Genomic DNA, 308 nt, shown 5'->3' with positions numbered 1-308 from the left:
GCGTTAATCTTACCATTTGCTTCTAGCGCGTTCGGTATCTTTCTTTTAAGGCAATCATTTAAACAGGTTCCTGAAGAATTACTCGAATCAGCAAGGTTAGACAAAGCGAGTGAATGGAAGATTATCTATAAACTTATGGTTCCCATGGCAAAACCAGTTTTAATTACATTTGCATTATTTAGCTTCATTAGTACATGGAATGATTACTTCTGGCCATTAGTGATGACGACGTCAGATAGTGCTCGTACGCTACCAATTGGTATTGCGAGATTACGAGAAGTGGATGGGGGGGCGATGTGGAATATTGT

The 308-nt window shown here is 39.6% G+C and carries 1 protein-coding gene; it reads left to right on the top strand.

The annotated features are described in order from the left end of the window. The coding region (locus AOA59_RS00170; protein WP_143522715.1) for a carbohydrate ABC transporter permease at nucleotides 1-308 on the top strand (308 nt) is incomplete at both ends.

Origin of the sequence: Pseudomonas sp. 2822-15 (genome assembly GCF_002742515.1) — a bacterium.
GTDB classification, from domain to species: domain Bacteria; phylum Pseudomonadota; class Gammaproteobacteria; order Pseudomonadales; family Pseudomonadaceae; genus Aquipseudomonas; species Aquipseudomonas salomonii.
Note: the sequence above shows the minus strand (reverse complement) of the source record. Positions and strands in the feature narration are given on the sequence as shown.